Origin of the sequence: Sphingobacterium sp. G1-14, from assembly GCF_002196555.1 — a bacterium.
In the GTDB taxonomy this organism is placed as follows: domain Bacteria; phylum Bacteroidota; class Bacteroidia; order Sphingobacteriales; family Sphingobacteriaceae; genus Sphingobacterium; species Sphingobacterium siyangense.
Window position 1 is genome coordinate 5,195,139 of the sequence record NZ_CP021381.1, and the last position, 25,593, is coordinate 5,220,731.

A 25,593-nucleotide genomic window follows, 5' to 3' on the forward strand; every position below is an offset into this window, starting at 1 on the left:
GCTTTATCGGTATTTGAACCCGAAAGAAGTGTAGATAGGGTTTGATCGGAACATGTTAATCTACATCCCAAAATGTTCTATTACCCCACAATAACGATCGTTTTGTTATCTAAGCGTAGTCCTTTTCTTTTTTAATTTTTAGCTGCACAAATTAGGATCAAGTAGGGACGAAATTCGCTTTTATTACAGTGCTTGTTCAGTGCTCGTTCAGTGATTGCTCAGTGATAGTTCAGTATAGACTGAATAATCACTGAGCAATCACTGTCTAAAAATTGATTGAAAATTGTTATTAGGTATAAGTTGGTATGCGAGACTTAGAGGAAATTAAACCGAGATAGATTTAAACAAAGGATCGACAGATGCTCACCGATCTCAATACAAATTATTCGGGCAGTAATATGACTTCCAAAAACTTCACCATTTCGCCCCCCGCTATAGTATGGGCACGTAATTCAATCACTTGCTTGCCCTTTGGTAATAGCACCGTACCCAATTCAAGTTGATTGTCATGCAAACTGACAGCAGACGACGGATCTATTGTAAAATCCGTATTCTTCCCCCCTAAATTTAAGCCGAGCTTCCCTCCCGTACCTGCAACATCTTTCACATACCGGATAGCCACCTTGAAGCGTCCGCCATTTAACACATTCGTTTCCCATCTCAAACCCTGATTTAAACTAGTCCACCCCGTCACATAGTAGCGATTCCTTTTACCATCTCCAAACTTCATCGGACTACCTATCTGTTTTGCATAAAAGGTCAGTAGCCGGTTTTTATTGATATTATGATCCACATACATTAAATCAGGATTTATTGGATTCGTTATCGTATCCTTCAATTGCACCACCACAACCAGGTCATCCTCCTGAGACGTAATTTGATCTATAGGAATATGCAGTCCATCTTTTTCGGATCTGTATTTTCTGATCGTTTCTCCCGACAGTAACGAAACAGAATTAACCTTAGCAATCAGTCCGCCGACAATAAGATCATTCCGTAGAGGACGTTCGAAAACGTGTAAATACAGGGTATTTTTACGCTGTGTAATGACTCCCCAGGGCTGACGAGGTAAACGAGATGGTCCAACAGCAATGACACTTTCACTACTCCCCCGCATCCAGTGACCTAACCTCTTTAAAATTGCGACGTCAGCACTGTCGATGCTTCCGTCACCTTTTGGGCCAATATTCATTAGAATATTCCCACCCATGGCCCTAGCCTTCGCTAAGAGTTTGATAAAATGAGCGGTCGGTTTATGGCTCTTATCGGTCGACGAATAGCCATAAGATTCATTTGTAGTTGGTATGGCCTCCCAATAAGCGCCAGAAGCAACTGGATAATACTCCTCAGGTCGATCTGCCGTATTCAGATAATCGCCATAATTCTTTTCCTCTGTACGGGCCAATCGACCATTGACTATGATATTCGGATCTGCTGTTCGAATAGCTTTTAAAATTCTCAGGTTTTCAGATAGCGGCAACTTATGAGGTGTATCAAACCACAACAAATCCGGATGATAGCGCTGAATAAGCTCCTCAATCTGTGGAATCGCCTTTTGATCCACATAATGCCTGGCCTTTGTCAACCATTCGGGATGTTTGTCAAACCAATTTGTACCACCCAACAATTTATCCCCACCTGGATTACTGTAATCCCAGTCATTGCCCGGAGCATCCGGATGCTCCCAATCAAAAGCATGCGAGTAATAGAATCCAAACAAAAGCCCATGTTTATGGCAGGCTACTGCTAATTCCGCCAATGGGTCCCTTTTAAATGCGGTGCTTGACAATGAATAATCACTTGAAAATGCGGAAGGGTACATCGCAAAGCCATCATGATGCTTAGCCGTGATGATAAAATATCTCATCCCTGCATTTTTTGCCAACAATACCCATTCCTCTGCATCAAACTTTAAAGGATTAAATCTACGTGCAGAATCAAGGTATTCAGTACGTGGGATTTTCATCACACGCATCAGATGCTCCGCATAGCCCCCTCCCGGCCTCCCCTTCCAAATATTTCCATATTGAGAATAAACACCCCAATGAACAAACATCCCAAATGAGGCTACCTTCCATTTTTCTAGGCGTTGTTCACGAGTTAATGCAGCTTGTTTCCACCAACCAGTTTCTGCTTCAACAATCGCATTTTTATCACGTGCTGTCGCATCATTAAACATATTTGAAGCCTCATTGCCCTCATTTACATTTTTAATCTGTGCGCTCGAAAACAATATTCCCGAAGAAAGTATAAAAAGAAAAAAACACTTGATTTTAAACATAACTTTGGTTTTATGAAGATGGCAAATCCAACCTGAAAGATTTCAGACAGACACCCTTTCTAAATTTATTGAATTATCGTTCCTGGCGACCTAATGGAAGGAATATAGGATCGATTTTAACTATAATCAAAAATAATCTAAAACTACATTTTATAAGTGTACAATTCGTTCGTTTTAGGGGAAATATTGATCCGAGTCCCAAAAAAGAAAACCTATTCTTTAATAGGATGTTTATATCGTATATACATCTTAAAATAAATAAACAGTGATCTAAGCAATAGATTGCTCCATGGTCACCAAAAGATCTTTTAATATTTTTAACAAAATCAGATACAAGCTATCTGTATTTATTGAATATTTGTCTAAAACTTTAAATTAATATGGAAAAACTAACCGCCAAAGCCAGCATCCAAATTCAGAAACCAATCAACGAAGTTTTTGAGGCCATTGTAGATCCTAATAAAATGAATCACTATTTTATAAAATCTTCAACTGGACGTCTAGAGACAGATAAAACGGTAGAATGGACATTTCCAGAATTTCCCGACAGTTTTCCCGTGACAGGAAAAACCATCAGCCCCAATTCTTATATCTCTTTTGACTGGAGCGGGGGACTTCCCAATCAACTGGTAGAAATCACACTATCCACATTCGGAGAAAACGCGACGGTCATAAAGATTACAGAACACGAAATGAACAACGATGCAGATGGAATTCTGATTATGATGCGACAAACAGAAGGTTGGGCCAACTTTTTAGCGTGTATGAAAGCCTATCTAGAATATGATATCAATCTGAGAACTGGAGCTTTCGATTTTATGTTCCAAAAATAGTGCTATCTAAAAATAGCTGCTCATCGAATTACTTCAAACACAATATATTCCAATTAAAGTTATCCGAATATCCGGCAAAGACTTCAACTATACATGGCAAAAAATAAAACGGCATATACCGAAGCATCTGTCCAAGACTTTATAAAAACAGTTGACGACCCACAAAAACAAATCGATAGTGCAACACTAATACAACTTATGGAAACCACAACGGGTGAGCCGGCTAAAATGTACGGACCAACTATCATCGGATTTGGAAACTATCATTATACCTATGCAAGTGGGCATGAAGGCTATGCTCCTTTGATCGGATTTAGTCCCCGAAAATCAGCAATCTCCCTTTATGTATTTACCGGCGCCGATGAGCACCGACATTTGGTCGATCAGCTAGGGAAATTCAAAATAGGCAAAGCCTGCATATACATCAAGAAATTAAGCGACATCAATATCGAGATACTCCATCAGCTTATGTCCGAAACGATACAGTTTATTGAAAATAAGTATACGAGAATCAAAGAATAACACAAATTATGGCAACGAGCATCGCAACAATAGACGAATATATCAATCAATTTGAAGAGGAGAAAAAAGAATATCTGATCAAGGTGAGACAGCTTATTGCTGGCTTAGTCCCTCCTTCTGCAGATGAAACGATCTCTTATCAAATGCCGACCTTCAGATACAAGGGTAATATCATCCATTTTGCGATGAACAAAAACCATTTGGGCCTCTATCCAGGACCAGCTGCTATTGCACACTTCGCTACAGAACTCAAAAATTTTAAAACCACAAAAGGTGCGATACAAATCCCCTTGGATCAACCGATTCCAACACAAATAATTACCGATATTGTCAATTTTAATATTGATAAGCTTAAAGACAAACAAGGCCCTAACTGGTACCAAAGCCGAGGGAACTGGCAGGAGGCCGAAGAACTCATGCAGCAAATCATCCGGCAAACTTCCTTAAAAAAGGAATTCAAATGGGGGAGTTACATCTATACTCATAAAGGAAAAAATGTCATCGGTTGGGGCGGCTTTAAAAATTTCTTTTCCCTTTGGTTTTATAATGGTGTATTCTTAGCCGATCAGGATAAACATCTCATCAGTGCTTCCGAAGGAAAAACGAAAGCATTACGACAATGGCGCTTTGAAGACGTTATGGATATGGATGTCGAAAAAATAGCCGCCTATATCCAAGAATCCATCCAAACCATTGACGAGGGAAAAGAGCTCAAACCAACGAAATCTCCAGCGAAGCCCCCCACTGGCCTATTATTAGAAGCGCTACAGGCAGATCCGACCTTCGGGGAAAGTTTCCGGGCTTTAACACCAGGAAAACAGAAAGAATACATCGCGTACATCGATGAGGCCAAGCAAGAAAAAACGAAAGAATCCCGTCTTGAAAAAATTAAGCCGTTGGTCCTCGCTAAAAAGGGCTTGAACGACAAATACAAATAGGTGAACGCTAAAACAAAAAGAAAATGATGAATAATTCAATTATCCCATCCATTTGGTTCAATCAAAACGCGCAGGAAGCCTTTGATCTTTACTGTCGTATCTTCCCCGAAAGCCGTATTAGTAATAGCTCTCCCATCGTTGTTGAAGCTGTCCTAAACGGTGTAAAATTTATTGGAATAAATGGAGGTCCCATATTCAAACCCAACCCCTCCATATCATTTATGGCCATTTGCGAAAGCAAAGAGGAAATTGACCGTATCTGGAATTCACTTTCTGAGGGCGGCAATACCTTAATGCCACTAAACTCCTACCCTTGGAGCCCTTACTACGGCTGGCTGGCCGACAAGTTTGGTGTCAATTGGCAATTATACCTCGGTAAACTAAGCGACACCAACCAACAGGCAATTGTACCAACCTTAATGTATTGCGGAGAGCAACAGGGAAATTGCGAACAGGCTTTAGCATTTTATGCAGAATTATTTCATGATTTTCGAAGCAATGGTATCATGAAATACACAGCAGGTGAATATATCGGATCAATCCAACATACCCAATTTTTAGTCCGGGATTTTACGCTCATGGCAATGGATAGCGGAGTTCCTCAAACTTTCACGTTTAACGAAGGTATTTCACTCACTATCCTCTGTAAAGATCAGCAGGAAATTGATTATTTCTGGAATAATATCACGAAAAAAGGTAAAGAGAGCATGTGTGGCTGGTGTAAAGACGAATTCGGCGTAAGCTGGCAGATCGTACCCGAACAAATTGCAACATTACTACAGCGACCGGGGGCGAATGAAGCGCTCATGAAAATGAAAAAAATCATTATTCAGGAGCTCATAGGATAATTTCAAGAGGAACCTCAAGCTGAGGATAAGAGCTATGTAAAATAGTATTAAGAAAAGGGGATGAATAATCCCCTTTTAAGCTTTCACTTGCAATGCCAATGCGTACAATTTCATCTGTTTAATCATGGATAGCAAACCATTTGCCCTTGTCGGTGACAAATGTTCTTTTAACCCTATTTTATCTACAAAATATAAATCGGCATCAACGATCTCCTTGGCGCTATGTCCAGATAGCACTTTGACCATTAAACTCACCAAGCCTTTTGTGATAATCGCATCGCTATCTGCCGTAAAATACACTTTTCCGTCCTTTATTTCCGGGAAAAGCCATACTTTGGACTGACATCCTTTGATGATATATTCATCTGTTTTGTATTGTTCATCAATTAGAGGCACTTCTTTTCCCAGCTGGATGATGTACTCATATTTTTCCATCCAATCCGTAAAGAAAGCAAAATCCTCAATTAATTCATCCTGTATTTCATTAATGGTCATACCTATTTTTTATTAAACCAACATATTGACCGCGCGTTGGATACCGGCGACCAAAATATCTATTTCCTCTTTTGTATTATATACGGCTAAAGAAGCACGAATAGTTCCCGGGATACCGAACCTATCCATGACAGGTTGGGCACAATGGTGGCCTGTACGCACAGCGATTCCTAATTTATCCAAGATCACACCAACGTCATAAGGATGCGTGCCGTCAATTACAAATGAAATAACGGAACATTTCTTCTCGGCCGTTCCGATAAACCGCATACCTGGAATTTCAGCCAACTTCTCCGTAGCGTACTGCAACAAATCGTGTTCGTAGGCCTCGATATTTTCCAGACCTATTGAATTGATATAATCGATAGCCTCGTTCAAACAGATACCGGCCTCAATATTGGGCGTACCGGCTTCAAATTTAAAGGGCAGTTCGTTATAGGTCGTTTTTTCAAAAGTAACCTCTTTAATCATATCTCCACCCCCCTGATAAGGCGGCATCGCGTTCAATAAGTCCTCTTTACCGTATAACACCCCAACTCCAGTAGGGCCGTACATTTTATGCCCGGAGAATACCAAAAAATCTACATCAAGCTTTTGAACATCAATCTGTATATGTTGAACCGCCTGTGCAGCATCAACTAACACAACAGCACCATGTCGGTGAGCAATTGAAATCATCTCGCTCACAGGATTGATTGTCCCGAGGGAGTTTGAAACATAGGTTACAGCAACTAATTTGGTTTTCTCATTAAACAAATTGCTGTAGGCATCCATATCGAGCTCACCTTTATCATTCATCGGAATAACCCGAATTTTACAGCCCTTTTCATCACAAAGCATCTGCCAAGGCACAATATTAGAATGGTGTTCCATCGCTGAGATAATAATCTCATCACCTTCGTGGATAAAAGCTCTGCCATAACAAGTTGCAATCAGATTAATTCCATCTGTTGTTCCTTTGGTGATAATGATTTCCTTATCTTCAGCAGCATTGATGAAAGCCTGAACTTTTTTCCGAGTCACCTCAAAAGCGTCCGTCGATATCTGACTAAGATAATGTACGCCCCGATGCACATTACTATTCATATCTGTATAATAATGTACAATCGAATTGATAACAGAACTCGGCTTCTGTGTTGTCGCGCCGTTATCCAAATAAACCAATGGTTTACCATTGACCTCTCTCTTCAGAATCGGAAAATCGGCACGTATTTTATCTATATTAAATTTTTCCAACGTCGTCTAAATAATTTATACAAAGTTAATAGTATTTTATCGAATACAGGCTGGCCAATCTGTTTTTTATGTCATTATCAATGTCGGTTTTCCAAGGTATCCTCAGCCAAAAAAGTAATTTTTGGCATTTTAAACAATTATAGTTCGCTTTTATAATTTATTGATGCTATTTAGTTACCTTTGTAATGATATGCAAGAATTACCTCTAAATTTACCAGAAGGCTCACGTAAAGAAGTGATGGCCTATTTGGAACCGTTCATGCTCAATGAGATGAGCGAATACCTGAAGCCTGTTGAAGATATGTGGCAACCTGCCGATTTTCTTCCAGATTCTTCTAGGGACACTTTTTTTGAGGAAGTAAAAGAGTTGCAGGAAAGTGCAAAAGAACTCTCTTATGATTTGGTCGCAGTATTAGTTGGAGACACCATCACCGAAGAGGCCCTTCCAACGTACGAATCATGGTTGACCATGGTAGAAGATGTTGACAAAAACGAACAAGGTGGATGGATGAAATGGGTACGCGCTTGGACGGCTGAAGAAAACCGCCACGGTGACCTGTTGAACAAATACCTTTATTTGTCAGGTAGAATAGACATGCGTCAATTTGAAATGTCTACGCAATATCTTATTCAAGACGGTTTTGATATCGGTACTGGTGCAGACCCTTACCGGAATTTTATTTATACTTCATTCCAGGAATTGGCAACCAACGTTTCCCACCGTCGTGTATCTGGGCTTTCTAAAAAAAGCGGTGATAAACTTTTGGCAAAAATGTGTGGTGTCATCGCATCTGATGAAGCACGCCATGCCAAAGCCTATATGTCTTTTATTTCAAAAGCAATCACAGTAGACCCGAGTGAAGTCATGATTGCATTTGAGGATATGATGCGTAAAAAAATCGTTATGCCAGCCCAGTTCTTAAGAGAAGCAGGCGAGCCCCAAGGAGAAGCATTTGCACATTTCTCGGACGCGGCACAACGATTGGGAGTATATACTGCTTTGGACTACGTGGATATCTTGAAAGAGCTGAATAGTGAGTGGAAAATAGATCAAGTTACTGGCCTGAATGATAAAGGCGAGAAAGCGAGAGATTATCTACTAAAACTACCCGATCGTTTGGCTAGACTGGCTGATCGGATGAAGGTTCCAGAAAAAGATTATAAATTCAAATGGATTTATTGATATAAAAAAAAGCTTGATTTAATAATCAAGCTTTTTTTATGTTGAAAGAATAACTTTACTGTGTCAAAATTATTAACGCTTATTTCACGTTACCCATCAATTTACGCACAACAGGCGACAAGGCTATAAGCACCACACCAGCAATCAAAGAATATAAGCCTAATTGTTTATAACTCTCCGTATAAGTCACCAATTTATCCGCCAATGAACTTCCTTCCTTAGCTTCGGCCATACTAGCCCCGATCAAACCTGCTACATACTGACCGTAAGCACTCGCCAAGAACCACATTCCCATCATGATACCTTGCAATCTCGCCGGAGACAATTTCGTCATAATGGAAAGACCAATTGGTGATAGACAAAGCTCCCCAACGGTAATAACAAGCAGCGCAAGGGTAAAGACATCCAATGAGGTCATACCATCGTGAGCGAATAAACGCGTAGCAAATAGAACATAATAACCTAATCCCAAGAAAACAAAACCAAGACCAAACTTAATAATGGTATTTGGCTCAAGTTTACGCTTGCCCAGCCAAATCCAAAAAAGGCCAAAAAGAGGTGCTAATGCAATAATAAATAACGCTCCACCTGAATTGTTAACACCATTTGGATCGAGCGTCATAACGCCCAATAAAGAATCATTCAAATGCTTAGCAGCAAAGATGCTTAAGGAACCGCCACTTTGCTCATATATTCCCCAAAAGATAATCGAGAAAAGAATAAACACCAGGGCAGCAATTAATTTCTTCCGCTCTTCAGCAGTCACTTTAGACATTTCATAGAAAAGATACAACAGCGTCAATGGGCCAATTGTGTACATAAAATAGTCTGTATACTGCGTTTTTGACACCATGATCTGAATAATAGGGATAAAAATCAACGTGGCAATATATACAGCATATTCTACCCATTTTGGTAATGCCTTTGTTTTTACAATCGCATCAGGGTTACCCGGCTGAAGTCCAATTGGCCCCAAATGTCTTTTAGTGAAATGAAAATTCACCAAACTAACCAACATTCCTACCGCCGCCAGACCAAAAGCAACATTCCAACGCTGTGCCTCTGAAATAATTGACGTCAGCATATATCCTTTACCGATCGCAACACAGATATATCCGCCTAAGAATGCACCTAAATTTATTCCCGCATAAAACAACGAAAAACCACCATCACGACGAACATCACCTTTTTTATACAGCTCGCCTACCATCGTCGATATGTTGGGTTTAAAAAAACCGGTACCTATTATGATAAATGATAAACCAAAAAAGAAATACTTATGCGGATCTGCAGCAAGAAATAAGCTCCCTACGATCATCAATAAGCCACCCCAAAATAAAGATTTTCTAAAACCAAGAATTTTGTCTGCAAACAGCCCACCTATGAATGTAAACGCATAAACAAATGCCTGTGTCGCTCCATATTGTAAATTGGCATCCTTTTCAGCAAAGTTTAATTGTGTGATCATAAAGAACACCAACATACCGCGCATACCATAGAAACAGAATCTTTCCCACATCTCGGAAAAAAACAAACTCCAGATTTGCTTTGGGTACTTTCCGTCAAAATTTTGAATCTCTTCTAGCGATTCCCTTGTACTAACCTCCATACTAATTTATATTAATCAAAAAAGCTTCTTTCGTAAAAGAAGCTTATATATTTGTTATTTAATTCCGTGCATCAATCGTTTAATCAATGGATTAAACAGCATTACTAACAGGCCTGCTAAGGCAGGAATTGCTGTAAATAAGAAGAAGAAGTAACTCAAGGAGTGTTCCTCTTGAATGGTCTCCACTTGTCCCCCCAATACCGCTGCAACCTTCTGTGCAATAGCAATCGCCAAATACCAGATTCCAAACATAAATGCGAGCATGCGAGCCGGCACCAATTTCGATACATAAGAGAGGCCTACAGGTGAAATAAATAATTCACCCAATGTATGGAACAAATAGGTCAGCACCAAAAATACCATCGAGATTTTAGCACCCTGGCTTATTCCTATTGATCCTAATCCAATAATGAAAAATCCTATCGCAACCAAAATCAGACCAAAGCCATATTTAAAGGCTGCTGATGGATTATACTTCGACTCCCAAATTTTGGATACCGAAGAGGCAAGTGCAATAATAAAAAATGAGTTTAAGATAGAGAACCAAGAAACTTTGATTTCTGATGCTTCTTTATTGAACTCATTGTACAACATCCAGATTACTGCTCCCCAAATCAACCCAAAACAGATAAATAATACGATATTTGAAATGGCAATTTTGTTCCAGGTTACTTTTGCCAATTTAATCAGAACCCAAGAAATAATCGAAAGCGGTACAATCGTCAATAAACCATTTACCACATTAAAGGTTGTTAATGCAGCACCAGTAAGTGATCTGTCAATATTATCTCTAGCCACAAGAACTAATGAAGTTGCCCCCTGCTCAAAGCTCATAAAAAAGAAGACCAAGAAAAAAGCCAACAGCACAACTGCGAACATCCGATCCCTTACAACCTTATCATAACGCATAATCCGTGTAACAATAAGATATATGAAAAGAATCAACGCCACAATGACCATTATATACTGCCCTCTTAGAAATGGCGTATCCAAACGAGAAAATACATCAACAATACCATTCTTCGATAAAGGGTCATTAAAAGCGTATACAAAACCAATAATAGAAACTATCGCGATCAATACATAATCCCGTATGGTAAATGGATTCCTTGTATCCGTATCCTCAGCGATAACTTTATGCTCCCCAGAGGTGGACTTATTTAAAACACCAAGATTTCCCATGAGTGGTTTTGCAAAAACAAACTGCAGTGTTCCCAAAAGCATAAAGATACCAGCCAAACCGAATCCCCAATGCCAGCCATAAGTTTCGGCAATATATCCACATAGCATCATACCAAAGAAAGCGCCGGCATTGACCCCCATATAAAATATGGTATAAGCGCCGTCCTTTTTTTCTGGCAGATCTTTATACATCTCACCTAAGATAGATGGCATGTTAGGCTTGAAGAAACCCGTTCCGATAACTAGACACACTAAACCAAGGAAAAACATAATCGAAGTATCAAAGGCCATGGCAGCATGGCCAAGCGTCATAATCGCCGAACCGATGATCACAGCTTTACGTGATCCAATATATTTATCCGCTATAATCCCTCCTATAATAGGAGTTAAATAGAGCATCATGGCATAGGTACCATAAAGTGCTCCAGCTTGTTGTGCAGTCCAGGACCATCCCGAGAAAGGACTACCTTGAATAACTGCAGCAGTTAAAAACTGCATTAAGAGTACACGCATCCCGTAGAACGAAAAACGTTCCCACATTTCAGTAAAGAAAAGGACAAAGAGCCCTGAACGCTGTCCCAATACATTTGACTTAAAAAAATCAGTCGACGGGCTAGTCGTAATATCCCCGTTTAATCTCCCCATAAATAATCAACCTTTATTTTTTTGATAAAATACTTACAAAGAAACAAAAACAAAATCACTTTTGACCAAAATAAAGTTGCATAAACAAAAAAAGGCAACCCTTTGGATTGCCTTTTCGGTAACAATTTTAATATGCCTTATCTTTTGTGCAATTGCTCATAAAGATCAATAACCTTTTTCTGCAATTCAATTACTTCGCTATCGCGTTGTTGTAATTTTTGCGTCAAAGCATTCACCTCATTTACATACTCTTTGTCTTCTTCAGAATCAGAAGTAGATAAAAGTTGAACAACTGTCAAATTGAATAATTTTGAGATTTGATTCAGGCGAGACAAATTCACATCTGTAATCCCTGTTTCAATTTTAGAAAATGCTGGGATTGAGATATCCAATCGTTTTGCAACATCCTCTTGACTCCACCCCTTTTGGTGTCTAAGTAATCTGATTTTTTTTCCTAATGCATTCATCTGGTAGATATTTTAAACAAAAATAATAAATTACAATTTAATTTACATTAAATTATAATTTTTTCTCTAAAAATCTCTAAAAAACCGATCAGCCAGCACGGACAAATTAACCCCATTATAATTATTTAAACTCATAAGAAGTAAATTGTAGCCCTTTGATTTGACACCATCTAAAAATGAATAGAGTCCGTCTAAACTTACAACAACCTCTAAATCAGGATTATTAAAATTATCCTTAATATTATTTGGGACACTTTCGATATCTTTATTAAGTTCTTTACAAGAATTTATATTCACGTAGACCACAGATACATCCGACTCTTTCATCGAGTTTGCATATTGTAACAAAAAGGAAGAATCTAAACTATCATACGAGTTTAATTCGATAATTGTGACCAATTTCTGATTAGGAAATTGCTCTTTCACGGCGTGAATACTTGACTTCACTTTATCCGCATTACAAGCATAATCCTGATAAACTACCGATCCTTCCGAGCTTGCAACAAACTCCAAATAACGAATCGAAGTATTAAAACTTTTTATAGCCTCAAAGAACTCTTTCTTTTTGATCCCCAACCATTCGCAGATCGTATAGGCTCCAGCAATATTAGATAGGTTGTGCTTACCAAACACTTGCAAAGGAACATCTCCATCCGGTGTATTGATATAGGTTACCCCCTTATTAATTGTATAATCAGGAATCTTATAGCCATGTCTATTGATCTTACAATCTTTCGTATCTTGGAGAACCTTCTGTAACACAACATCTTCCTTATTATAAATTAAGGTACCTTTTGGCGGAATTGAGTCAATAAAATCTTCAAATTGTTTAATATATTCCTCTTGTGATATTTTCGAGTTAAACTCATTCCATACAATACCCGAAATTAAGGCTATATTCGGTTTATAATACAAAAACTTAGACTTCGGATCAATCTTGGATGAAACATATTCATCTCCTTCGATAATAATAATCTTATTATGCTTAGTAATATCGACCAACTTATCAAAGCCTCTTAATTGAGCCCCTACCAAATAGTCAAATTCTTTTCCTAGAAATCGCATAACATGCATCACCATGCTCGTTATGGTCGTCTTACCGTAACTTCCAGCAATAACCACCCGGATTTTATCCTGCGAAAGCTCTTGTATAAATTCTGGAAAAGAATAAATTTTAAGACCTAATTCCTGCGCCCGCCTTAATTCAGGATTATCTACCTGGGCATGAGCACCCAAGATCACAGCATCAATATCCTCCGTAACTTTTTCCTCAAACCAGCCCAATTGATTAGGAAGCAAGCCTGCTTCAATCAAATGAGAACGGGAAGGTTCTACGATCTGATCGTCAGAACCTGTCACTTGATGCCCTTGTTTTGCCAATGAAATAGCAAGGTTATGCATCACACTACCACCTATTGCTATAAAATGAATCCGCATAGCTAAATTATCGCTTCACAAACTTGGCTGCACACCAATTATTTAAAACTTTATTGGAGATAAACTCAAAACCTAATGACGTCGCCGCATCGCTTAAGATTGCTAAATCTTCCTGCTCATAGAAACCACTTAGGTACAGCTCACCCCCTGTACGAATGCTCGATGCATACTGAGGTAATTGTTCTAAAAGAATGTTACGATTAATATTTGCCAAAATCACATCAAAGCCCCGACCTGTTAACACTTCATAAGATCCACAGAGCGTCTCAATATGCTCAACATGATTGAGCACTCTATTTTCGATCACACTTTCGACACATATTTCATCATAATCCACAGCCAACACAGTATTCGCACGTTTTTTTGATGCCAAAATGGCTAGAATCCCTGTACCGCAGCCCATGTCTAAAACCTGCTTGCCATTAAAATCATTCTCCAAGATATACTGAAGCATCATCGAAGTTGTTTGATGATGGCCAGTGCCAAAAGACATCTTCGGATCTATAATGATTTCATAGGGAAACTCAGGTTTTGCCTCATGAAAAGTTGCACGCACATAGCATTGCCCCCCCACCTCAATTGGGTTGAAATTACTTTCCCACAATTTATTCCAATTCTGGTTTTCTATTTCCTGTATCTTATAATCGACCTCTAGGCCTTCATAAGGTTGAAGCATCAAAGTTTCTAATGCTTGCAAGTCAAGATTTGCAGCTGAAATATAAGCTGCAAATCCAGATTCGGTATCCTCAAAAGTATCAAAGCCAATATCAGCCAAATCAGATATCAACAAATCCTTCTGCCATTCTTCACCTGATCGCATTTGAAAGATAACCTCTACGTATTTCATTTCTAAAAATTAGCCGTTAAATACTTTAGCGATATCAATAAAATCTCTCGATTTTAAAGAAGCCCCTCCTATCAAACCACCATCAATGTCGGCTTGAGCAAACAAATCTTTTGCATTACCTGGATTACAAGACCCTCCATATAGAATACTTGTATTATCAGCAATCTCGTGACCATATTGATCAGCTAGCACCTCGCGGATAAATTTATGAACCTCCTGTGCTTGCTCTGGGCTAGCTGTCAAGCCAGTACCAATTGCCCAAACTGGTTCATATGCCAATACTACAGATGCAAAAGCTTCTTTAGACAAGTGGAACAATCCATCTGTCAATTGTGTTTTGATCACATCAAAGAAAGCCCCAGATTCGCGTTCTTCTCTTGTTTCTCCAATACAGAATATTGGTGTTAAATCATGTTTTAATGCAATATCCACTTTAGATGCCAACAATGCATCAGTCTCACCAAAATAAGCACGTCTTTCAGAGTGCCCCAAAATAACATGTGAAGCACCTACTGATTTCACTTGTGAAGCCGAAATCTCACCTGTATAGGCTCCGGACTCAGCTTGGTGAATATTCTGTGCACCGATATTTACATTTGCAACATTTTTCGACAATTGCCCAAGGCTTGACAAATGAATAAATGGGCTACAAACAACCAATTCTTGGTTTCCAATCACTTCATCTTTGGCCATATTGATAATTTCAGAAAACAAGCTCAATCCTGATTGATAGTCTAAATTCATTTTCCAATTACCAGCTACGATTTTTTTACGCATGATTTTACGATTTAATTATATTTTTTGTTAAGTTGATTCAATTTATCTTTAATCTGCTCCGTGAGCTCTTCCCCTTTTGACGCATACAGCGTCTCCAAATATGCCATAAACTTATCAAATTCATAAGTTTGCACACCTCCGTCGAACACCCAAGCAAATGACGGTACAAATTTAGCATAAAAACTTGTATCTGCTAGCATGCTTGCAATTCCAATTACCGTCCCTGTATTTAAAGCCGAATTGATACCAAGGCGTGTATAGTCTCCAATAAAGGCCCCGCATTTTAACAGACCTGTATCCCGAACACCATCCAATGCATAATCGTAAATTGAAACGGTCTTTAAGTTATTCTTCAAATTGGAGTTAGAGGTACCAGCCCCTAAGTTACACCAATCCCCTATCACTGAACACCCTAGATAACCATGATGCCCCTTGGCCGAAAAATCACCAATGACCGAATTTCCGATCTCTCCCCCAATGACACTCTGCTTGCCTATCGAAACATTGCCATAAATCGTGGCGCCCATTTTCACAACGGCACCCTTACCAAGGTATAATGGACCACGCAAATGCGCTCCCTCCATAATTGTAACATCTTCATCGATATATATGGGGCCTTGTAGAGTATTGATCGTAGCACATTCCACGCTAACACGAGCGCCTACATAAAGGTCATTTCCTAACAATTGATTCGTCACAGATATACTGGACGACTGAACATCTTGTACCAGAAGATTGAAATCACGTGTTATTTCAGCTCCTGTAAGCAAAAACAGATCTTCTACCCCCTTTAGTAGATCCACTGACGTATCAATCTCTTGTACACGATAAGAGCCCATACGCGCATAACAACAAGCGATAACGTATCCGCGCTGTAAAATAACCTCTCCTACACCCAAGCGCTGTATAGCCTGCAATAATACTACTGACGGGATAACGTTCTCAGACAACCAAATAATCCCCTCCTCGTTCGAATGAGCGGCAATATAGTGTACATCAAATGCTAAAGCTAATTTTAGCCATTTCTCCCGTAAAGTCAGTATACCAACCCGAAGGTCCAAGCAAGATTTCACGAAAGTAAATGGATAAAGACTCTTTCTATCAAAAGTAGTTAATGGGGAGCTAAGCTTATCCAACAATTGGATCGAATCAAAGCAATCTGTAAAGAAGATTTTCACAAATTAAAAATAACAAAAAAAACTCGACAAATTATATTTATCGAGTTCTTAATATTGTAATATACAGATCTGCTACAATTATTTTTTGTTGTAACGGTTACGGAATTTGTCGATACGACCAGCAGTATCAACCAATTTCATTTTACCTGTATAGAAAGGGTGTGATGTATGAGAGATCTCTAGTTTTACAACTGGATACTCATTACCATCTTCCCATGTGATAGTTTCTTTAGTATCAACACAAGATTTTGTAATAAAAGCATAGTCATTTGACATATCTTTAAATACAACTAATCTGTAATTTGAAGGATGCAAATCTTTTTTCATTATTATTATGATTACGTATATTCAATTATTGAGGTGCAAAGATAACTTATAAAAATGTAACTTACAACAATTACGAAGAATAATTAGTTGAAATTTTCCACATTTTAGTTAACAGCACTTATCAAGGGTACAAATGTAACAATCTTTATCCTAACCCAAAGAATAATTTTGTTTATCGACTTTTTTACCTAACTTAACTAACTACAATTAAATCACTTACATAATTATGAGCAAATTAGATGAAAAAATTGCTGCATATGTTGCAGAATCAAAAAAGCTAGGCTTATCATTAGATGAAGCATTTATTGCAAAAGTAACAAAAGGAATAGGACCTTCCATTTACAATGCAGACTCCGAAACCGTCGCTGCATCAGATCCCGAAGAACTGAACCGTGTCAAACAAAATTTTTTGATCAAAAAATTAGGCCTAAAAGATGGGCCCGATTTAGACAAGGCACTAGAGGAAGTGATTACCGCTATTGGCAAATCCAATAAAAATAAATACCGTGTATTAGTATATGCTTTATTGGCAAAGAAATTCAAAAAAGAATCTGTTTACCAATAAGCATCAACTTTTTTACTCAACTCCTAACCAAAGACCATTTCTCCAAAAAACTCGGGGAGATGGAAGTTAGGAGTTGGGTTTTCTATTTTATTCCAAGATATAAAATGTGGTTGTTTGAGATGATCACCACATTTATAAAAATTCCCATGTATCAGTTTACCCTTCAGCTCTACAAGATCGTCAAACTGAAATACAGCAAATGGAATTACCTCAATCATACTCCATCTCTTATCTGAACCATTACGCTCAATTAAAGAGTAAGTACGCACCTGTTCTATCGTTGTACTATCCAACCGATTTCGACTCGCCTTTTCGGCAGGGCCATAACCGATCAAGCCCGTTCCAATTAGATTAAATTCAAGGTTATAATAATGTTTGCGTCCATCAAATGAAATAAAGAACTCCACACAACTATCTTCCCATACATTTTGATTTGTATCGGAATAATTACCCCGAAGTTGTTCTTCGACGACATCGTACTGCAACACTAGATACTCCCGGGTGTAGCCAATCTTAAATTGTACCTCAGGTTTATACGGGAAAGATTCGCTCCAATTATTAAACTCCAAAGAATGCGATTCAAGATTGCTCAAGAGCTTCGACAAAGTATGATAATCTAGTGTATTGGCCAGCTCCGCTGCGATAGGCAAAATGGTTAGTTTTTTCATTCGAATATTTTTTTTTACAGAAAAAAGAAGCTTCATCTACGCGATGGAAGCTTCTCAATATGATTAAAGGTATAAAATTGTTAAATGCAATCAAAAACTACCTTCCGCATAAATGCTTCATTCTTTTCCATCTCTTCAACCAATTTCAGTTGCGTATTTGTACGCACCAGATTATGGTCCTCATATTTAGTCTTGTAGTAATGATCTCCTTCCAAATAGTCCGTTAAGAAACGTACTCCTTGCATATATGGCAATAAGAAGGCTCCATCTACTAATGTTTCTTTCTCCAAAGTTGTCAAGAAGTCATTAGCTTCCTCCAAATAACCTTCGGCATATGCCTTATATAAAGCAAGATTTAGCAGAATTTTCGAAACATCCTTCTCATCCTCGGCAACGGGGTTAATAATCGTCCGAATAGCATCCCCAAAATCATATGCCACATAACCCGGCATGACAGTATCTAAATCGATGACACATTGCATCTTATCGTGGCGATCTAAGAGCACATTATTAAACTTTGTATCATTATGTGTAATACGCAGCGGAAGCTCACCCTTACTACCAAGTTCAAGAATGGTTTTCATTCGATCTTCACGACTAAAGATAAAATCCAATTTGTCTTTCACCGACGCTACGCGTTGACAGACATCTTTAGCGATTGCTTTTCGAAGATTTTCGAGTCTAAACTCTATATTATGAAAGTTAGGAAGTACCTCAACGATCGATGAAGCATCTAAATCCGAGAGCTGCTTTTGAAACAAACCAAAAGCGCGACCACCCTCAGCTGCCTGTACCTCAGTCTCTACAATATCATAGCTTTTAGTATCCTCTATGAGGATAAACATGCGCCAATAATTATCCTGACTATCTTTTATATATAATTTCCCATCTTTTGTAGGAACAATTGTCAATACATGATCGCTGATTCTTTTTCCTTCAGCGACTTTAACTTTCTTACTAAGATGCTTGGTGACAATCTCAATATTATGCATTAATCCATCCACGTTCGGAAAAACATGGTGGTTAATACGTTGTAATAAATGCGATATACCGCTATCTACAGTAGTAACTACACGATAAGTATCATTGATATGACCAGAACCAAACGGTTGCACTGAAATGATATCTCCTTCTAATGTGAATTGTTTTGCTGCGCTCTCTACTACTAATTGGTTAAAATCAGACATTAAACTATGTTTTTTAAATCATCAATGTGCTTGCAATATCACAAATTGAATTAATAAATGATAATTTTTATTTCAATCAAACGTTTGCATGAAATTTAATAAAATTAAGCAAACGTTTGCACTTTCATTTATCCCAAATGAAATAATATATTTGTTAATAGTAGCCAGTCTTAAGGACTGTTTTCAAACAAGTAAATAACTAATATACAAACTCCTTATATCTCAAAACAATGGATAGAAGAAATTTCATAAAATCGACTGCCATCACTACAGCTGGAATCGGTGTCCTTTCAAGTACAGAATTATTTGCTCAAACAAATGGGAAAATAAAAATCGGTTTTATTGGCGTAGGCCTTAGAGGACGTAATCACGTTCAAATTGCCCTAAACAGAGATGATCTAGAAATTGTGGCTGTCTGTGACACCCAGGAAGAATCTCTAGCACAATGCCGTAAACAATTCAATGCAAAAGGCACCAAACTTCCAAAAGAGTATACTGGTGGAGTTGATGCTTACAAAAAGATGTTAAGCAATGAAAAATTAGATGCTGTCATTATTGCAACGCCTTGGCAATTCCACAAAAACCAAGCTATTGACGCAATGAAAGCTGGTCTATACGTGGGTTGCGAGGTTATTGCAGGTTTAACGCTACAAGATCACTGGGATATTGTGAAAGCATCCGAAGAAACTGGAAAACCTTACATGACCCTAGAAAATGTTGCATTCCGTCGTGATGTACTTGCTGTATTGAATATGCACAGACAAGGACTATTTGGTGAATTGTTGCACCTGGAAGGCGGTTATCAACACGATTTACGCGAGGTATTATTCAATGACGGAAAAGCCTATTATGGCCATGGCGTTGAATATGGTCCGAAAGCAATTTCTGAGGCACAATGGCGTACACAGTTCAATATCGACCAAGATGGTGATCTATACCCTACACACGGTTTAGGTCCAATTATGCAATTTGCAGATATCAACAAGGGGAACAGATTCACTCATATCACTTCGTACTCAAGTAAAGCCCGTGGATTGGCAGCCTATGTCAATAAAGTTTCCCCGGGACATCCTAACGGTAAGATCAATTACAAAAATGGTGATATCACTCAAACGATGTTACAATGTGCGAATGGAGAAACCATGTTATTAACGCATGATACACACTTACCAAGACCTTACTCTATCGGTTTCCGCGTACAGGGAACAGACGGTATTTGGATGGATGTTGCCAAAGGTATTCACATCGAGGGTAAATCCAAACCACACACTTGGGATTCTGCAGACGAATGGGTAAAGAAATACGATCACCCAATTTGGCAAAAATATGAGGAGGTAGCAAACGGTTCTGGCCATGGTGGCATGGACTGGTTTGTATTCAATGCGTTCATTCAAGCTGTAAAACAAAAAGTACAGACTCCAATTGACGTGTATGATTCAGTAACCATGAGCGCTGTATTCCCATTATCTACCGAGTCTATTGCAAAAGGAAATAAAACGTTGGAATTCCCTGATTTCACAAAAGGAAAATGGAAAACCAAGAAAAATACCTTTATGTTAGATGACAGTGGAATGTAATTGAAAAAACACGCTTATTATCATAAAAGCCGTATTGAAAGATATACGGCTTTTTTTATGAATGCCTGACATAATCATAATAATCCTACTATTTGGCCGGTCTTTTCCGTAAATTAGCCTAGCAAACAACTTTTTCAACTCATTATGCTTACCGAAGCAATTATTATTTTAGTCCTGATTATTCTAAACGGAATACTGTCGGCATCAGAAATATCCATCGTGTCCAGCAGAAAGGCAAGGCTACAGGCTGAAAGCGATAAAAACAATGCCGCTGCAAAAATAGCGCTAAACCTAAAAGAATCGCCCAACAGCTTTCTATCCACTGTACAAATAGGCATTACCCTTATTGGCATCTTAACCGGATTCTTTTCTGGCGGCAGTATTTCATCTTACCTGGTAGAGATCTTTAATAAATCTAGTATCATAGCCCCCTATAGCGAACAGCTCGCCGTCATCATTGTCGTCTTTATCATCACCTACTTTTCGTTGGTGCTTGGTGAACTGGTCCCCAAACGTATCGGTATGGCTATTCCGGAGAAGTACGCCATGCTGATTGCTTACCCGATGAACCTGCTTAGCAAAATCGTTCGGCCATTTGTATGGCTACTCAGTATGTCGACGGAGTTTATTGTCAAAATACTCAATATCAAGAGCAGCGGCAATAGTGTCACAGAAGAAGAAATTAAGGCATTAGTAGACGAAGGTGTTGACAGTGGCGTCATCGAAGGTATTGAGCACGATATCGTCGACCGTTTGTTGAGTTTAGGGGACAAAAAAGCGGTCAACCTAATGACTCACCGCAAAAACATTGTTTTTTTGGATCTGGAAGATTCCTTTGAAGAAAACAGAAAGATCATTTTGGACAACGATCATTCCATCTACCCAGTTTGTGAAGGTGGTCTCGACAATATCAAAGGTGTTGTTCATGTAAAATCATTACTCCGTCAATGCCTCCAGAACGAAGCATTTGATCTCAGAACACTTATGTTACCGATCAAATTTGTTAATGAATTCAGTTCATCTTATAGCATTATGAATACCTTGCGTACCTCCAGTATACATCAGGCGGTTGTCATTGATGAGTATGGCTCACCACAGGGAATTATTACGTTACGGGATATCGTTGGCGATTTGGTCGGCAACATCACAGAAAGCGACCTAAGTGCCCGTCCGACAATACGTCAATTGGAAAACGGCGATTATGTTGTCGACGGACAATATCAGATCGAGGATCTTTTGGATGAATTTGAAATCGGTCTTTCTGAAGAAGACGAAGATGAGATCAATAACGTAACCACCGTAGGAGGCCTCGTGTTCCTAAGATTAGATCACGTACCCGAAGAAGGTGAACGCGTGCGATTTAAAAACCTAATTTTTGAGGTGCTCGATATGGATGGACACCGCATCGATAAATTGCTTTTAAAAATTGAAGAATAAACATAGATAAGTATCAACAATAAAGTATAAAAAAATAAGGGCTAAACATACACTGATTAGCCCTTATTTTTATGATACTATCCGATCTTGATTAGTTGATCCCATGCATCATTTTTTTCAATATTGGATTGAAGACAATTAATAGCAATGCCGTAACCCCAGGAACTATTGCAAATATCATAAAGAAATAGGACATCGAATGTTCTTCTGTAATGCGATCAATGTATGAGCCTAAAAATCCACCGATAAAATTGGCAATTGCCGAAGCACAGAACCAGCAACCGAAAAGAAGCCCTAAAAATTTCTTTGGGGAAAGCTTACTAACATAAGACAAGCCAACAGGTGAAAGACAAAGCTCCCCTGCTGAATGAAAGAAATAGGCGATCACCAACCAAATCATACTCACAGACGCTGTCTTTGCTCCTTGAGGAATCTCGCTCGCCCCATAGGCTAATGCTGCAAATCCAATTCCCACCAATATTAAACCTAGTGCAAACTTAACTGGTCCCGAAGGATTCCAGACCTTCTCCCAGAATTTGCTAAATGACGATGCAAGTGAAATAATAAAAAATGCATTCAATATTTGAAACCATGAGGCTCCAACTTCCGATCCGGTTATTCCAATTTCTCGAAATACTTTCCATAAGCCTAAGCACCAAATGATACCAAATGAGACAGCGGTAAATAAAATAGTCAATGGATACTGTTTATATATTTTTCTAGCCAATGCTGTTAAAACGATCGTCACAATAACGATAGGCACAATAGTCAAAATAGTATCAATCCATTTAAATGTCACTGCTGAACTTCCAGACAGGACCCTTTGTGTATAATCCTTTGCAAAGATAGACATGGATCCGCCCGCCTGTTCAAAAGACAGAAAGAAAACCACACTAGCCAACATAAATATGGTGACAACGATTAACCTATCACGGACAACATGTGCAGGAATGACCTCTTCCTCCTCTTCGTGATTTTTGATCTTTTTTTCATGGTAAGCCTGAAGTGCTTTGGGTGAATCTCCGATAATTCCAAAGATCTTTTGTCCAAAATAGAATTGCAACATACCAAAGAACATAAATACTCCGGCAAGCCCGAAACCATAATGCCAACCAATTTTTTCGCCGATATACCCACATAGAAGCATTCCCAAAAATGACCCGGCATTGATGCCCATGTAGAATATGGTATACCCTGCATCTTTTTTAGGACTTTGATCTGGATAAAGATTTCCCACCATAGAAGAAATATTAGGCTTAAACATCCCGTTACCCAAAATCATTAACACAAGACCCAGATAAAAGAAATTGGAATTCACACCCTCAAATGCCATAGACAGGTGCCCCAATGTCATTACCAAAGCGCCTATCAAAATCGCCTTCTTAAAACCGGTTAGCTTATCCGCAATCATTCCACCGATCAATGGTGTTAAATAGACAAAACCAGTATACAAACCGTAAAGTTTCATGGCACGTTCGTTACTCCATTCCCATCCCCCATCAGCAAGGGAACTTATTAAAAATAAGGTCAACAATGCCCGCATACCATAGTAACTAAACCGCTCCCACATCTCTGTAAAGAATAGCACAAATAATCCGGCAGGATGCCCATTTACCATCTTTTCATCGATCCCCTGCTTAGCAAGATGTGCTACAAGAACTTGATCTTTTTCTTGATTCATATAATTTCAATAATTGTTTTATAACTCAGGTTTTGTTTTTATTTTGATAAAAATCGCTTGAAGATACACTATTTTTCTATGAATTAATCAATTCCATGCATCATCTTTTTTATTTTTTTGTTGGCCAGAATAAGAAATACAGCAGCCACCATAGGAATTACTGTAAATACAGCAAAGAAATATGACATCGAATGAGATTCTGTAATCTTATCAATATATGACCCAATAAAGCCCCCTATAAAATTAGCTATGGCATTGGCACAAAACCAAAAACCAAACAATAACCCCAGGAATTTTTTTGGCGATAGTTTACTGACATAAGAAAGTCCGACCGGACCAATACATAATTCGCCCACTGTATGAAAAAAGTACGCCAATACCAGCCAGATCATACTAACAGAGGCCGTCTTTGCACCGGTAGGAATCTCAGAGCTTCCAATAGATAAAGCTGCAAAACCGACTCCAACCAATGTCAGTCCCATTGCAAACTTAATCGGACCAGAAGGATTCCACACTTTCTCCCATATCTTACTAAATGATGTGGCCAGGGTAATGATAAAGAAAGAATTTAACATCGGAAACCAGGATACCGTAACTTCGGAATTCATACCATAATATTCCCGATAAACTTTCCAAAGACACAAAGACCAAATGATCACAAAAGAAATACTCGAAAAAAGTATAATCATAGGGTATTTTAGTATGATTTTCTTCGCTAAAACAAACAGTACGCCAGTAATTACCACAATCGGCAAAACCGTCAATGCAGCGTCCAACCATTTAAATAAAACCGCCACTTCTCCACTCAATACCCGTTGTGTATAATTTTTTGCAAAGATCGTCATCGAACCACCTGCTTGCTCAAAAGCTAAATGGAAAACAATACTTGACAACATAAAAATGGCTATTACCAGCAAACGATCACGAACAATATGCTTTGGATTTTCTTCTTGACCGGCCGCAATATCGGTTAACTCGTCTTGTTTCTCGGGTGTATTTCCAATTTTTCCGAAAATGGGTTGTGCAAAATAGAACTGCAACATTCCCAAAAACATAAATACTCCGGCAAGCCCAAAGCCATAATGCCAGCCGATCTTCTCACCAATATAACCGCACAGCATCATTCCTAAAAACGCTCCCCCGTTGATGCCCATATAAAAGATGGTATAACCAGCATCCTTTTTTCCTCCTTTATCCGGATATAATTTCCCTACCATCGAAGAAATATTGGGTTTGAACAATCCATTTCCCAAAACAATCAGCACCAAACCCGCCAAAAAGAAGCTTTTATTAAATCCCTCTAAAGCCATAGCGATATGTCCCAGCGTCATAATTATAGCTCCGACCATAATGGATTTTTTATATCCTGTTAGGCGATCGGCTATAATCCCACCGAACAGTGGCGTTAAAAACACCATCCCGGTGTACAAACCATAAAGCTTCATGGCCTCGGAGTTGGTCCAACCCCATCCTTGTTGGGCAATGGTAGAAACCAAAAAATTTACCAACAGCGCCCGCATACCATAATAGCTAAAACGCTCCCACATCTCTGTGAAGAATAATACAAACAAGCCGGCAGGATGCCCTTGTACCAATACATGTTCAGCCCCTACTTTTTGCAAATGGGTTTCAAGAACAGCATTTTTTTCAAAATTCATGTTTTTTTTTTAGTC

At 38.7% G+C, this 25,593-nt stretch carries 23 protein-coding genes; 8 read left to right on the forward strand and 15 right to left on the reverse strand.

The annotated features are described in order from the left end of the window. Window positions 1-382: 382 nt before the first annotated feature. Entirely contained in the window at window positions 383-2,281 is a 1,899-nt protein-coding gene (locus tag CBM24_RS22400) for an alpha-L-fucosidase (protein WP_088162798.1), read from the reverse strand. Between the two features lie 380 nt (window positions 2,282-2,661). On the opposite strand from CBM24_RS22400, the gene CBM24_RS22405 reads away from it, so the two are divergent. From CBM24_RS22405 to CBM24_RS22425, 4 genes are all read left to right on the forward strand, one after another. Beyond that, the gene (locus tag CBM24_RS22405; protein ID WP_075994018.1) at window positions 2,662-3,114 is read left to right on the forward strand and encodes an SRPBCC domain-containing protein; all 453 of its coding nucleotides are present in this window, start codon (window positions 2,662-2,664) and stop codon (window positions 3,112-3,114) included. Between the two features lie 93 nt (window positions 3,115-3,207). After that, window positions 3,208-3,636, forward strand: a complete 429-nt coding sequence (locus CBM24_RS22410; RefSeq protein WP_088162799.1) for a DUF1801 domain-containing protein — start codon at window positions 3,208-3,210, stop codon at window positions 3,634-3,636. A gap of 8 nt (window positions 3,637-3,644) precedes the next feature. Further along, window positions 3,645-4,574 carry a DUF1801 domain-containing protein gene (locus CBM24_RS27635; RefSeq protein WP_198385982.1) on the forward strand — a complete coding sequence of 310 codons (930 nt, stop codon included), beginning with the start codon at window positions 3,645-3,647 and terminating at the stop codon, window positions 4,572-4,574. 23 nt (window positions 4,575-4,597) lie between these two features. Then, complete coding sequence (locus CBM24_RS22425) at window positions 4,598-5,422, forward strand: VOC family protein (protein WP_088162800.1); 825 nt, start codon at window positions 4,598-4,600, stop codon at window positions 5,420-5,422. A 75-nt stretch (window positions 5,423-5,497) separates the two neighbouring features. On the opposite strand, the gene CBM24_RS22430 is transcribed toward CBM24_RS22425, so the two are convergent. Both CBM24_RS22430 and CBM24_RS22435 read right to left on the reverse strand, forming a co-directional pair. Then, on the reverse strand, window positions 5,498-5,917 hold the full coding sequence (locus CBM24_RS22430) for a SufE family protein (RefSeq protein ID WP_075994020.1): 420 nt from the start codon (window positions 5,915-5,917) through the stop codon (window positions 5,498-5,500). Window positions 5,918-5,929: 12 nt separating this feature from the next. Next, on the reverse strand, window positions 5,930-7,153 hold the full coding sequence (locus tag CBM24_RS22435) for a cysteine desulfurase (RefSeq protein ID WP_088162801.1): 1,224 nt from the start codon (window positions 7,151-7,153) through the stop codon (window positions 5,930-5,932). 190 nt (window positions 7,154-7,343) lie between these two features. Here CBM24_RS22435 and CBM24_RS22440 point away from each other — a divergent pair, with 190 nt between their 5' ends. Further along, the gene (locus CBM24_RS22440) at window positions 7,344-8,336 is read left to right on the forward strand and encodes an acyl-ACP desaturase (RefSeq protein ID WP_075994021.1); all 993 of its coding nucleotides are present in this window, start codon (window positions 7,344-7,346) and stop codon (window positions 8,334-8,336) included. 79 nt (window positions 8,337-8,415) lie between these two features. On the opposite strand, the gene CBM24_RS22445 is transcribed toward CBM24_RS22440, so the two are convergent. The 8 genes from CBM24_RS22445 to CBM24_RS22480 all read right to left on the reverse strand — a co-directional run bounded on the left by CBM24_RS22445 (window position 8,416) and on the right by CBM24_RS22480 (window position 16,805). Beyond that, a complete protein-coding gene (locus tag CBM24_RS22445; RefSeq protein ID WP_088162802.1) occupies window positions 8,416-9,945 on the reverse strand; it encodes a peptide MFS transporter in 1,530 nt (509 codons plus the stop codon). A 54-nt stretch (window positions 9,946-9,999) separates the two neighbouring features. Further along, window positions 10,000-11,772 (reverse strand): peptide MFS transporter, encoded by a 1,773-nt coding sequence (locus tag CBM24_RS22450; protein WP_088162803.1) that lies wholly within the window; start codon window positions 11,770-11,772, stop codon window positions 10,000-10,002. A 137-nt stretch (window positions 11,773-11,909) separates the two neighbouring features. Next, a complete protein-coding gene (locus tag CBM24_RS22455; protein WP_046671770.1) occupies window positions 11,910-12,239 on the reverse strand; it encodes a helix-turn-helix domain-containing protein in 330 nt (109 codons plus the stop codon). 66 nt (window positions 12,240-12,305) lie between these two features. Then, window positions 12,306-13,676, reverse strand: coding sequence for a Mur ligase domain-containing protein (locus CBM24_RS22460; RefSeq protein ID WP_088162804.1), 1,371 nt, complete (start codon window positions 13,674-13,676; stop codon window positions 12,306-12,308). A 7-nt stretch (window positions 13,677-13,683) separates the two neighbouring features. Further along, the gene (gene prmA, locus CBM24_RS22465; RefSeq protein WP_088162805.1) at window positions 13,684-14,523 is read right to left on the reverse strand and encodes a 50S ribosomal protein L11 methyltransferase; all 840 of its coding nucleotides are present in this window, start codon (window positions 14,521-14,523) and stop codon (window positions 13,684-13,686) included. A gap of 9 nt (window positions 14,524-14,532) precedes the next feature. After that, entirely contained in the window at window positions 14,533-15,300 is a 768-nt protein-coding gene (tpiA, locus tag CBM24_RS22470) for a triose-phosphate isomerase (RefSeq protein ID WP_088162806.1), read from the reverse strand. A gap of 11 nt (window positions 15,301-15,311) precedes the next feature. Then, a complete protein-coding gene (locus CBM24_RS22475; protein WP_088162807.1) occupies window positions 15,312-16,478 on the reverse strand; it encodes a putative sugar nucleotidyl transferase in 1,167 nt (388 codons plus the stop codon). Between the two features lie 78 nt (window positions 16,479-16,556). Further along, on the reverse strand, window positions 16,557-16,805 hold the full coding sequence (locus CBM24_RS22480; protein WP_046671774.1) for a type B 50S ribosomal protein L31: 249 nt from the start codon (window positions 16,803-16,805) through the stop codon (window positions 16,557-16,559). Window positions 16,806-17,031: 226 nt separating this feature from the next. Here CBM24_RS22480 and CBM24_RS22485 point away from each other — a divergent pair, with 226 nt between their 5' ends. Further along, window positions 17,032-17,370 (forward strand): DUF2853 family protein, encoded by a 339-nt coding sequence (locus tag CBM24_RS22485; RefSeq protein ID WP_088162808.1) that lies wholly within the window; start codon window positions 17,032-17,034, stop codon window positions 17,368-17,370. 23 nt (window positions 17,371-17,393) lie between these two features. Here CBM24_RS22485 and CBM24_RS22490 read toward each other — a convergent pair whose 3' ends face one another. Together CBM24_RS22490 and CBM24_RS22495 are read right to left on the reverse strand one after the other, a co-directional pair. Next, entirely contained in the window at window positions 17,394-18,038 is a 645-nt protein-coding gene (locus CBM24_RS22490) for a carbohydrate-binding family 9-like protein (protein ID WP_145328726.1), read from the reverse strand. A gap of 80 nt (window positions 18,039-18,118) precedes the next feature. After that, window positions 18,119-19,225 carry a phosphotransferase enzyme family protein gene (locus CBM24_RS22495; RefSeq protein WP_088162810.1) on the reverse strand — a complete coding sequence of 369 codons (1,107 nt, stop codon included), beginning with the start codon at window positions 19,223-19,225 and terminating at the stop codon, window positions 18,119-18,121. Between the two features lie 230 nt (window positions 19,226-19,455). Here CBM24_RS22495 and CBM24_RS22500 point away from each other — a divergent pair, with 230 nt between their 5' ends. Both CBM24_RS22500 and CBM24_RS22505 read left to right on the forward strand, forming a co-directional pair. Beyond that, the gene (locus CBM24_RS22500) at window positions 19,456-20,802 is read left to right on the forward strand and encodes a Gfo/Idh/MocA family protein (protein WP_075994028.1); all 1,347 of its coding nucleotides are present in this window, start codon (window positions 19,456-19,458) and stop codon (window positions 20,800-20,802) included. 144 nt (window positions 20,803-20,946) lie between these two features. Next, window positions 20,947-22,239, forward strand: coding sequence for a hemolysin family protein (locus CBM24_RS22505; RefSeq protein WP_088162811.1), 1,293 nt, complete (start codon window positions 20,947-20,949; stop codon window positions 22,237-22,239). Window positions 22,240-22,330: 91 nt separating this feature from the next. Here the strand turns inward: CBM24_RS22505 and CBM24_RS22510 are convergent, their stop codons facing one another. Together CBM24_RS22510 and CBM24_RS22515 are read right to left on the reverse strand one after the other, a co-directional pair. Further along, window positions 22,331-23,920 (reverse strand): peptide MFS transporter, encoded by a 1,590-nt coding sequence (locus CBM24_RS22510; protein WP_088162812.1) that lies wholly within the window; start codon window positions 23,918-23,920, stop codon window positions 22,331-22,333. Between the two features lie 83 nt (window positions 23,921-24,003). Then, the gene (locus CBM24_RS22515; protein ID WP_088162813.1) at window positions 24,004-25,578 is read right to left on the reverse strand and encodes a peptide MFS transporter; all 1,575 of its coding nucleotides are present in this window, start codon (window positions 25,576-25,578) and stop codon (window positions 24,004-24,006) included. Window positions 25,579-25,593: the final 15 nt, after the last annotated feature.

What these genes read in the sequence shown, in the direction of transcription:
- CBM24_RS22425 (WP_088162800.1), top strand. Translation starts at nt 4,598, where the DNA reads ATGATGAATAATTCAATTATCCCATCCATTTGGTTCAATCAAAACGCG.
- prmA (WP_088162805.1), bottom strand. Translation starts at nt 14,523, where the DNA reads ATGAAATACGTAGAGGTTATCTTTCAAATGCGATCAGGTGAAGAATGG.
- CBM24_RS22490 (WP_145328726.1), bottom strand. Translation starts at nt 18,038, where the DNA reads ATGAAAAAACTAACCATTTTGCCTATCGCAGCGGAGCTGGCCAATACA.
- CBM24_RS22460 (WP_088162804.1), bottom strand. Translation starts at nt 13,676, where the DNA reads ATGCGGATTCATTTTATAGCAATAGGTGGTAGTGTGATGCATAACCTT.
- CBM24_RS22455 (WP_046671770.1), bottom strand. Translation starts at nt 12,239, where the DNA reads ATGAATGCATTAGGAAAAAAAATCAGATTACTTAGACACCAAAAGGGG.
- CBM24_RS22445 (WP_088162802.1), bottom strand. Translation starts at nt 9,945, where the DNA reads ATGGAGGTTAGTACAAGGGAATCGCTAGAAGAGATTCAAAATTTTGAC.
- CBM24_RS27635 (WP_198385982.1), top strand. Translation starts at nt 3,645, where the DNA reads ATGGCAACGAGCATCGCAACAATAGACGAATATATCAATCAATTTGAA.
- CBM24_RS22505 (WP_088162811.1), top strand. Translation starts at nt 20,947, where the DNA reads ATGCTTACCGAAGCAATTATTATTTTAGTCCTGATTATTCTAAACGGA.
- CBM24_RS22485 (WP_088162808.1), top strand. Translation starts at nt 17,032, where the DNA reads ATGAGCAAATTAGATGAAAAAATTGCTGCATATGTTGCAGAATCAAAA.
- CBM24_RS22440 (WP_075994021.1), top strand. Translation starts at nt 7,344, where the DNA reads ATGCAAGAATTACCTCTAAATTTACCAGAAGGCTCACGTAAAGAAGTG.
- CBM24_RS22410 (WP_088162799.1), top strand. Translation starts at nt 3,208, where the DNA reads ATGGCAAAAAATAAAACGGCATATACCGAAGCATCTGTCCAAGACTTT.
- CBM24_RS22480 (WP_046671774.1), bottom strand. Translation starts at nt 16,805, where the DNA reads ATGAAAAAAGATTTGCATCCTTCAAATTACAGATTAGTTGTATTTAAA.
- CBM24_RS22400 (WP_088162798.1), bottom strand. Translation starts at nt 2,281, where the DNA reads ATGTTTAAAATCAAGTGTTTTTTTCTTTTTATACTTTCTTCGGGAATA.
- CBM24_RS22405 (WP_075994018.1), top strand. Translation starts at nt 2,662, where the DNA reads ATGGAAAAACTAACCGCCAAAGCCAGCATCCAAATTCAGAAACCAATC.
- CBM24_RS22515 (WP_088162813.1), bottom strand. Translation starts at nt 25,578, where the DNA reads ATGAATTTTGAAAAAAATGCTGTTCTTGAAACCCATTTGCAAAAAGTA.
- CBM24_RS22500 (WP_075994028.1), top strand. Translation starts at nt 19,456, where the DNA reads ATGGATAGAAGAAATTTCATAAAATCGACTGCCATCACTACAGCTGGA.
- CBM24_RS22450 (WP_088162803.1), bottom strand. Translation starts at nt 11,772, where the DNA reads ATGGGGAGATTAAACGGGGATATTACGACTAGCCCGTCGACTGATTTT.
- tpiA (WP_088162806.1), bottom strand. Translation starts at nt 15,300, where the DNA reads ATGCGTAAAAAAATCGTAGCTGGTAATTGGAAAATGAATTTAGACTAT.
- CBM24_RS22430 (WP_075994020.1), bottom strand. Translation starts at nt 5,917, where the DNA reads ATGACCATTAATGAAATACAGGATGAATTAATTGAGGATTTTGCTTTC.
- CBM24_RS22495 (WP_088162810.1), bottom strand. Translation starts at nt 19,225, where the DNA reads ATGTCTGATTTTAACCAATTAGTAGTAGAGAGCGCAGCAAAACAATTC.
- CBM24_RS22510 (WP_088162812.1), bottom strand. Translation starts at nt 23,920, where the DNA reads ATGAATCAAGAAAAAGATCAAGTTCTTGTAGCACATCTTGCTAAGCAG.